The organism is Calditrichota bacterium (assembly GCA_016867835.1).
Lineage (GTDB): Bacteria > Electryoneota > AABM5-125-24 > Hatepunaeales > Hatepunaeaceae > VGIQ01.
In genome coordinates this window covers 70,849-77,895 of sequence record VGIQ01000001.1, presented here as the reverse complement: position 1 = coordinate 77,895, position 7,047 = coordinate 70,849, and the positions used below count along the sequence as shown (strand labels likewise).

9 protein-coding genes are annotated in these 7,047 nt (G+C 60.4%); all 9 read right to left on the bottom strand.

Annotation, left to right across the window (positions count from 1 at the left end; translation table 11 throughout):
- On the bottom strand, positions 1-775 hold a 775-nt coding region (locus FJY67_00410; GenBank protein ID MBM3327919.1), incomplete at its 3' end, for an EscN/YscN/HrcN family type III secretion system ATPase.
- A 50-nt stretch (positions 776-825) separates the two neighbouring features.
- The gene (locus tag FJY67_00405) at positions 826-1,473 is read right to left on the bottom strand and encodes a hypothetical protein (protein MBM3327918.1); all 648 of its coding nucleotides are present in this window, start codon (positions 1,471-1,473) and stop codon (positions 826-828) included.
- A 148-nt stretch (positions 1,474-1,621) separates the two neighbouring features.
- Complete coding sequence (gene fliG, locus FJY67_00400; GenBank protein ID MBM3327917.1) at positions 1,622-2,578, bottom strand: flagellar motor switch protein FliG; 957 nt, start codon at positions 2,576-2,578, stop codon at positions 1,622-1,624.
- A 103-nt stretch (positions 2,579-2,681) separates the two neighbouring features.
- Positions 2,682-4,241 (bottom strand): flagellar M-ring protein FliF, encoded by a 1,560-nt coding sequence (gene fliF / locus FJY67_00395; protein ID MBM3327916.1) that lies wholly within the window; start codon positions 4,239-4,241, stop codon positions 2,682-2,684.
- A gap of 109 nt (positions 4,242-4,350) precedes the next feature.
- Entirely contained in the window at positions 4,351-4,665 is a 315-nt protein-coding gene (fliE, locus tag FJY67_00390; GenBank protein ID MBM3327915.1) for a flagellar hook-basal body complex protein FliE, read from the bottom strand.
- 3 nt (positions 4,666-4,668) lie between these two features.
- On the bottom strand, positions 4,669-4,866 hold the full coding sequence (locus FJY67_00385) for a hypothetical protein (protein MBM3327914.1): 198 nt from the start codon (positions 4,864-4,866) through the stop codon (positions 4,669-4,671).
- A gap of 3 nt (positions 4,867-4,869) precedes the next feature.
- Positions 4,870-5,373 (bottom strand): flagellar basal body rod protein FlgC, encoded by a 504-nt coding sequence (gene flgC / locus FJY67_00380; GenBank protein MBM3327913.1) that lies wholly within the window; start codon positions 5,371-5,373, stop codon positions 4,870-4,872.
- A 1-nt stretch (position 5,374) separates the two neighbouring features.
- Positions 5,375-5,779, bottom strand: a complete 405-nt coding sequence (gene flgB, locus FJY67_00375) for a flagellar basal body rod protein FlgB (protein MBM3327912.1) — start codon at positions 5,777-5,779, stop codon at positions 5,375-5,377.
- Between the two features lie 201 nt (positions 5,780-5,980).
- Positions 5,981-7,042, bottom strand: coding sequence for a protein DA1 (locus tag FJY67_00370; GenBank protein ID MBM3327911.1), 1,062 nt, complete (start codon positions 7,040-7,042; stop codon positions 5,981-5,983).
- Positions 7,043-7,047: the final 5 nt, after the last annotated feature.

Below are 7,047 nucleotides of genomic sequence, written 5' to 3'. Positions count from 1 at the left end.
TCACATCAGCGCCCTGGTCGCGAAAGTATTCGGCAATCGTCGTCGCCGTCATCCCCCCCTTGATCCTCATCAAGGCCGGCTGGTCCGAGGTTACGGCTACCACCACCGACCGCTTGAGACCCTCCGGACCGAGGCTTTTTTCGACGAATTCGCCCACCTCCCGGCCCCGTTCGCCAATCAGAGCGATTACATTGACATCGGCTGAAGTGTAGCGCGCCACCATCCCCATTAGCACCGACTTGCCGACGCCTGATCCGGCAAAGATGCCGAAGCGCTGGCCCTTGCCGCAGGTGAGCATCGCATCGACGGCGCGGATGCCGGTGGCAAGAGGTTCGCGAACCGGTCGGCGTTTCAGCGGATCGGGTGGCGAGGCGTGGATCGGGCGCGGGATGCCGCCCGGTATCGGCCCTTTATGGTCGATCGGCTGCCCCAGACCGCCTACGACCCGTCCGAGCATGTTCTCCCCCACCGACACCGTGAACGGATCGCCCGCCGCGACGACCTCGCTGCCCGGCGCGACGCCGTCCATTTCCCCCACCGGCATCAGCAGCACCCGACTGCCTCGAAAGCCCACGACCTCGGCGAGCACCGCGCCGTTGCGGCGGCTCGCGATGGTGCAGCGGTCGCCGACCGAAACCGCCGGACCTTCCGATTCGATCACCAGTCCGATGACCTGTCGAACGCGACCGACAGCGCGATATTGAGGCGCTTTGTCGACCGCTCTTCGCCACTGGTCGAACCATAGCGCGGGATTTGGTGCCGGCAACGAACTCATGCTCTCACTCGCAACTCTGCGCTCTTGAATCAAATGCTGAATTCTTCATTCTACATTCCCAACATTGTCCGCCCGACCTGCTCGATCTGATCGAGCGGCCTAAGGTGTATCGCGCCGTAGTCCCCCTCAAGCAACACCGCTCCGCGCGGCAGCGCATCGCGCTCGACGATTTCGATGGACCGGACGCCTTCGGCGACGCGGTAGAGATCGACCTCGGCGGCGCGCAGCGCCCCGGCATCGTCGGGATTGACGACCACTGCGATCCGGGCTTGATCCTTCAGTTTGCCGAGCAGTTCGAGCGCGAGATGCTTCGCCAGTTCGCCTTTCGTCTCCGCGAGTTCGCCGATCACCCGGCGGGCAATGGCGAGGGCTAACTCCCCCAATTCCCTACGCGCACTATTCCAAACCATTTCGAGGCCCTCCTCGATCTCACCGAACATCCCGGTTAGCAGTTCACGCTCAGCGGCTACGTCGGCGCGGCCATCGGCGAGACCTTTGCGATAGCCTTCATCGAAGGCTTTCCGGCATGCCTCCTCGATGCGTCGCTGAACCGCTTCCTCAGCGCGGACTTCATTCAGCAGCCGCTCCCGCTCTCGTTCCTCGGGAGTAACGAACCCATCGGGCCGGATATCGACGATCAGCCGCCCCTCCGAAGGCCTCCAGGTGCCCCGTTCGATGCGGGCGGCTACGTTCGGCATCGCAGTATTCTATAGTTGAAGCACAAGGATATATGATGTTGTGCATGCCGGTCGCACCTGACCGGCGTGTGGCGTGAAGATGTGATGCGGGCGGACGAGGACGTCCGCCCAGCACATGAGTGCGACCGGACGCTTCTTAATAGTATCATCATACCAACTGGTCGTCGGCGGAATGGCTCGCCAGGACGATTTCTCCGTCGTCTTCGAGGCGCCGGATGACGTCGATGATCTTCTGCTGGACTTCCTCAACCTCCCGCAGCCGCACCGGGCCCATATACTCCAGTTCCTCGGCAATCATCTCCGAGGCGCGCTTCGACATATTTGCCAGGATCTTCTTCTTCAGGTCGTCACTGCAGGCTTTGAGTGCCATTGCCAGGTCTTTATTGTCAACCTCCTTCAGAACCCGCTGGATCGCCCGGTCGTCGAGGGCGATGATGTCCTCGAAGACGAACATCAGGTTCTTGATCTCGACGGCGAGGTTCGGATTCTCCCGCGAAATGCCGCTCAGGATATGCTTCTCGTAGCGCTGTCCGACCATATTGAGCATCTCGGCGGCGTTCTTGACCCCGCCGAAAGCCGACGCGCCCTGGGAGAAATCGATGTGCGTCTCGAGCACCTTTTCAACGGCGTTCAAGGTGTCGGGTGAAACGCGCTCCATCCGGGCGATGCGATGCACCACGTCGATCTGGGTTGACGAGGGCAGCTCGGTCAGCAGATTGGCGGCTTGCTGCGGAGTCAACTGGGTCAGGACAAGTGCTATGGTCTGGGGATGCTCTTTTTGGAGGAAGGCGAGCAACTGATTCGTATCGACGTGCTTCAAGACGTTAAACCCCTTCACCTGCAAAGCCGACTGGACGCGGCGGAGGATGTCGAGCGCCTTAGACTCGCCAAGCGCTTCCTTTAGTGCGTCTTGGGCGAAATTGAGGCCACCCGAAGCGATGAACTGCTGCGCCATCACCATTTGCTGAAACTCGCCCTGGACGTTCTCCAGTTCGACCGGCTGGAGCGTCCGGATGCGCGAGATCTCGGCGAGTAGTTTCTCGATCTCTTCTTCGGCAAGGTGTTTAAGCACCTGGGCTGAGCCTTTGGTGCCGAGGGAGATCATAAAGATGGCGGCCTTGCGGACGCTGGTAGCGCTATCGGCGGCAGGACGGTTCACGACGATTTTGGAATTGGGATTTGGGTCTTGTGCTTCGGTTGGTAGAGGCTTAATCCTCAATCAGCCACGACCGCACCAGCCGGGCCGCGACGTCTGGTTTTTCGGAGACAAAGGTCGATATCTGTTCCTGAACGCGCCGCGCCTGGCGAGTGTCTTCGTCGGTTGGACTGTCGAGCGGCGGCAGCGCCTGGCGCTCGATTGCCCCTGCTCCGGCAATCTGCATCGCCGGCTCGAGTCCACCCGGAATCTGAGGTGCTGCGGTCAGCATCGCTGCCGTCGCCTGAGCCCGCCGGACAAAGTTGCGCAGCATCAGGAGGAGGATGATGACGGCCGCGAACATCACCACCTTCTGGCCATATTGGAAGACCATATCCCAGCGGTTGACGCTGGTGAAGTGCGCATCGTCGAACAGTTCTCCCGAACGGAACGGCACCGAAACGACGCTGATCTCGTCGCCGCGGGTTTCATCGTAACCCAGCGCGGCGACAATGGTGTTGCGCACTTCGTCGAGGTCCTTGGGCGGCAGCGGGCTGAACTCCCGGACAGCTTCATCGCCCTCGCCGGTGGTCGTGTAGTTTCCATCGACCATCACCGCAATCGAGAGTCGCCTGATATCCCCTACCGATCCAACCGTCCGCTCCCGGGTCAGGCTAAGTTCATAGTTTGTGATCTGGGACTGGGTATTGGACGAGGAGGTGTCCGAGCCCATCGACGTCGTGCTGTTGATCTCCTCCGACCGCACTGCAGGGTTGTCGGCGTCGTAGGACTCCCGGGACAACTCGCGCTGTTCGAAGTTGAGCAGGGCGGTTACCTGCACCGCCGACCGGCCGGACCCGAAGCGCTTGTCGAGCAGTTCCTGACCCTTCAGGACGAGGCTGGCTTCGACCTTTTGCTGAAGTTCGAGTTGGCTCGACGAGAGCCGTGCCAGCGGGTTCGTCTCGACTCGCTCCGAGAGGATATTGCCTCGCGAATCGAGCACTGTCACATTCTCCGGCGACATCCCTTCGACCGACGACGAGACGAGGTAACCGATACCGGTAACTTGCGCCTGTGCGAGCCGGTTGCCGCGCTTCATCCGTAATGTTACCGACGCCGACGGCTCCTTGCGGTTCTCCCGAAAGAGACTCTCCTCCGGGATGACCAGATGGACCCGCACCGCTTCGACCGGATCAAGTTGCAATATCGTACGCGCCAGTTCGCCCTCCAGCGCCCGACGGTAGTTCAATTTCTGGACGAAGTCGGTAACGCCGAGATTCGACCGGTCGAAGAGTTCCCAACCCGAGCCATGCTCGCGAGGTAGTTCGGACGCCGCCAACTTCAGACGCGTCTGATATACGACGCTCGACGGCACCAGGATGCGACGGCCCTCCTGTTCCAACTTGAACGGGATCGCTTCCTTCTGCAGGACTTCGACGATCTGCCCCGAATCCTCCAGCGATAGATCGCTGTAGAGGACCTTATACTGCGGCCTGATGGCCCATATCAGGAGCGCCACTGTCGCGCCCGCAATGAGCAGGAACGAGACGATCATCCCGGTTCGCTTCTCTGCCGGGAGTCGGCGGAAGAGCGTTCGGACGAGGGTGACGATTTGGGCGATAAATGAAGGCATGGAAACGTAATTGAAAAACGAAGTTGGAGCCGTAGCAAATGATCGGTTGTCGGATCAGCCTAAAGCCATGACATTCAAGCCTAAGACCAGAAGATTGAAGCCATATATATCAAACTTGCATTCGCATCACTTCTTTGTAGGCTTCGACCATCCGGTTGCGCACTTCCATCAAGAGCCGGAAACTGACCTGCGCCTCTTCCATAGCCACTACGACCTGATGGACGTCTTCCAGTTCGCCGGTCATCATTTGGTTGGTCGCGGTCTCGGCCGACTGCTGGGCAGAATTGACGTCGCTCACCAGTTTCTTGATGACATCGCCAAAACCGGGTTGATCGGCAGGCGACGGAGTCGCGAGCGGCCTAACCTCCGAGGGTTGAAGCCGGGGGGGGTGGAGTTGGTCGAGGCGGATGATGTTGTCAGCCATGGGCTATGCCTCCACGTCGATGCGCGAGCCGAGGTGCGCCGGGCCAGGCGCCGGCAGGCGGGGCGAATTCCCGTTCAAGTTGTTAGCCAGATACTGTTTCTGCGCCCGCTGGATAGCCCTGGCGGTCTGCTCCTCAAGCGCTGCGCGGCGTAAGGCAAGCACTGCAGAGGAGTCGGGACGAACCGGTTCGGTCGAATTCATGGACTATATTTCCAGAGCCTTGCGTGCCATATCCTTGGCCGTGTTTATAGCCGTGACCCCGGCTTCGTAGGCTCGCGCAGCGGTGATCATATCGACCATTTCGACGATGGTGTCAACCTTGGGCATAGCGACGTATCCGGCTTCATCGGCGTCGGGATGAGTCGGATCATAGACCCGCTCGGGCTCAGCCTTGTCCTGCACCACTTCGATCCGAACCCCGGAATAGGTGCGCCGGAGCACCTGGCTGCCGGAACCGCCGCTGATATGCCCGCTGCTCGTCGATTCTAAGCCCTCGTCGCGCTGCTCTGCCGCACCGCGCCGCACTTCAGCGCTCTTCAATTGCTCAAAGAAGCGGACGATCTTGCGCTTGTAAGGCCCGCCTTCGTCGGTCTTGGTGGTGTTGGCGTTGGCGAGGTTCTCGGCGATGATGTTCATTCGCCGGCGTTGAGCGGCCAGACCGGATGAACTTATCCTCAGCGAAGCGAAGAGGCCGGAAATTTTTTCCATATTACTGCCCGCGGATGCTGAGGTTCAGCATCTCGAAGTTATGCTTCAGTAGCCGCACCGCCATGTTGAACTGCATGTGGTTTTCGGCGAGTGCGGCCATCTCGGCGTCGATATCGACATTGTTGAGGTCGTTGATGTCGCTCGGCTTGGGATCGTAGTCGATCTTCGGCTCGACGGCATCGGGACGCATCCCGGACGAGCCGCGGCGGTCGCCCGAACCGGCGAGAGCCTTCTGGCCGAGCGCTTCCCGAAGTTGGTCCTCGAACTTGACGATGCGCCGCTCGTAACCGGGTGTTTCGGCATTGGTGATGTTTGACGCAATAGCGCGCTGCCTGAGGGCGTAGGCATCGAGGCCCCGTCCCAGGATCGGGATGTGCGTCGCGTCGAAAAGAAGTTCTTTCAGCATCGGTCAGGCTTTGCTTTTCCTTCGCAGCGAAACAAAGCAACCGCCGTGCCAGCGGGACGTAAGGCTTAAGTAGTGGAAATTACTGGATTAAGGAAGGAGCCGAGGGAGGACTTTTTTGCCGGTAGGTCTTTTAACCTCCAACCCCGATCACTGACAACAGGACTCTCGATCACTTGACACTTGACACTTGATACTTGATTGCTATCTCCGTCCTCGCCCCGATCCTGCCAGTGCGCTCTCGATGCGCAGCAGATCGAGCACCCCTTCGACGCCGCGGCTGTCGGCATACCTGCCGATCTTGCGATAGCCTTCGCCATAGACCGGGTCAGGCGACTTCTCGAAGTTGTTGATAAAGAATCGCCCGCGACCGGTGCCGGAGCGATTGTAGATCAGCGATGAAGCCCAGTTGGCGCTGCCTTCGCGCAAGTCTGACGGGAGGTTGTCGGCACGGTGTTCATGCTGCCAGACATGCATCATCTCGTGGGCAATGATGCCGCGCGTTAGATCTTCGGGCAGGCTGGTTTGGACATAGATGACTGCTGTTTCGTCGCCGTCGCGGGGATTGCCGGCCTGCCAGCGCGTCGCGGCGTAAGGATGCGGCCCGACGACGTCGCTGCTGCGGCTTGCGGCAAGCCATTCGCCGGTTACCAGTTCGATCCGGAGACCGAGCGTCGTCACTACGATCCCTATTGAGGCAAGTTGTTCGCGCACTTCCTCAAGCAGCGCCCGGGCAGCGGCCGGATCGGTGACCGCCGTTTCGAGGCAGATCGGGCAGAGATGCCGCCCCCTGGCGATAATCCGTCCGTCGCGAGCGATAAGCCGTCCGCAGACCGTGCAAATAGGGAATTCCCCGGCGTGTCGGGAATGAAACTGGGTGCCCCAGAAGTCGGTGATGGAGGAGTCGGTGAGGGCTTCGCCGCAGATGTCGCAAATCGGCGCCACCCGTCGCTTGAAGCAGTCGTTGTGGTAGGACTTTCCCCGGTAGCCGGTGTATTTGCGGTCGAGTATTACGCGCCCGCACCAGGCGCATACCGGCCGGTTGCGGGCTTCAAAACAGCCCTTGTGGTGATACTTCCCGTCATTGTCGCGGAAGTAGTCGCCCTGGATGGCTTCGCCGCAGGTGGTGCAGCGGAAGCACTCGGGATGGTAGAGTTTGCCATCGACGACGCCGGCTTGACGGGTGATCTCTTTGCCGCAGACTGCGCAGATATAGGGAGGTCCGGCAGCAAGCGAAACGCTCGCGGTCAGCAGGATCAGAATCATCGCCC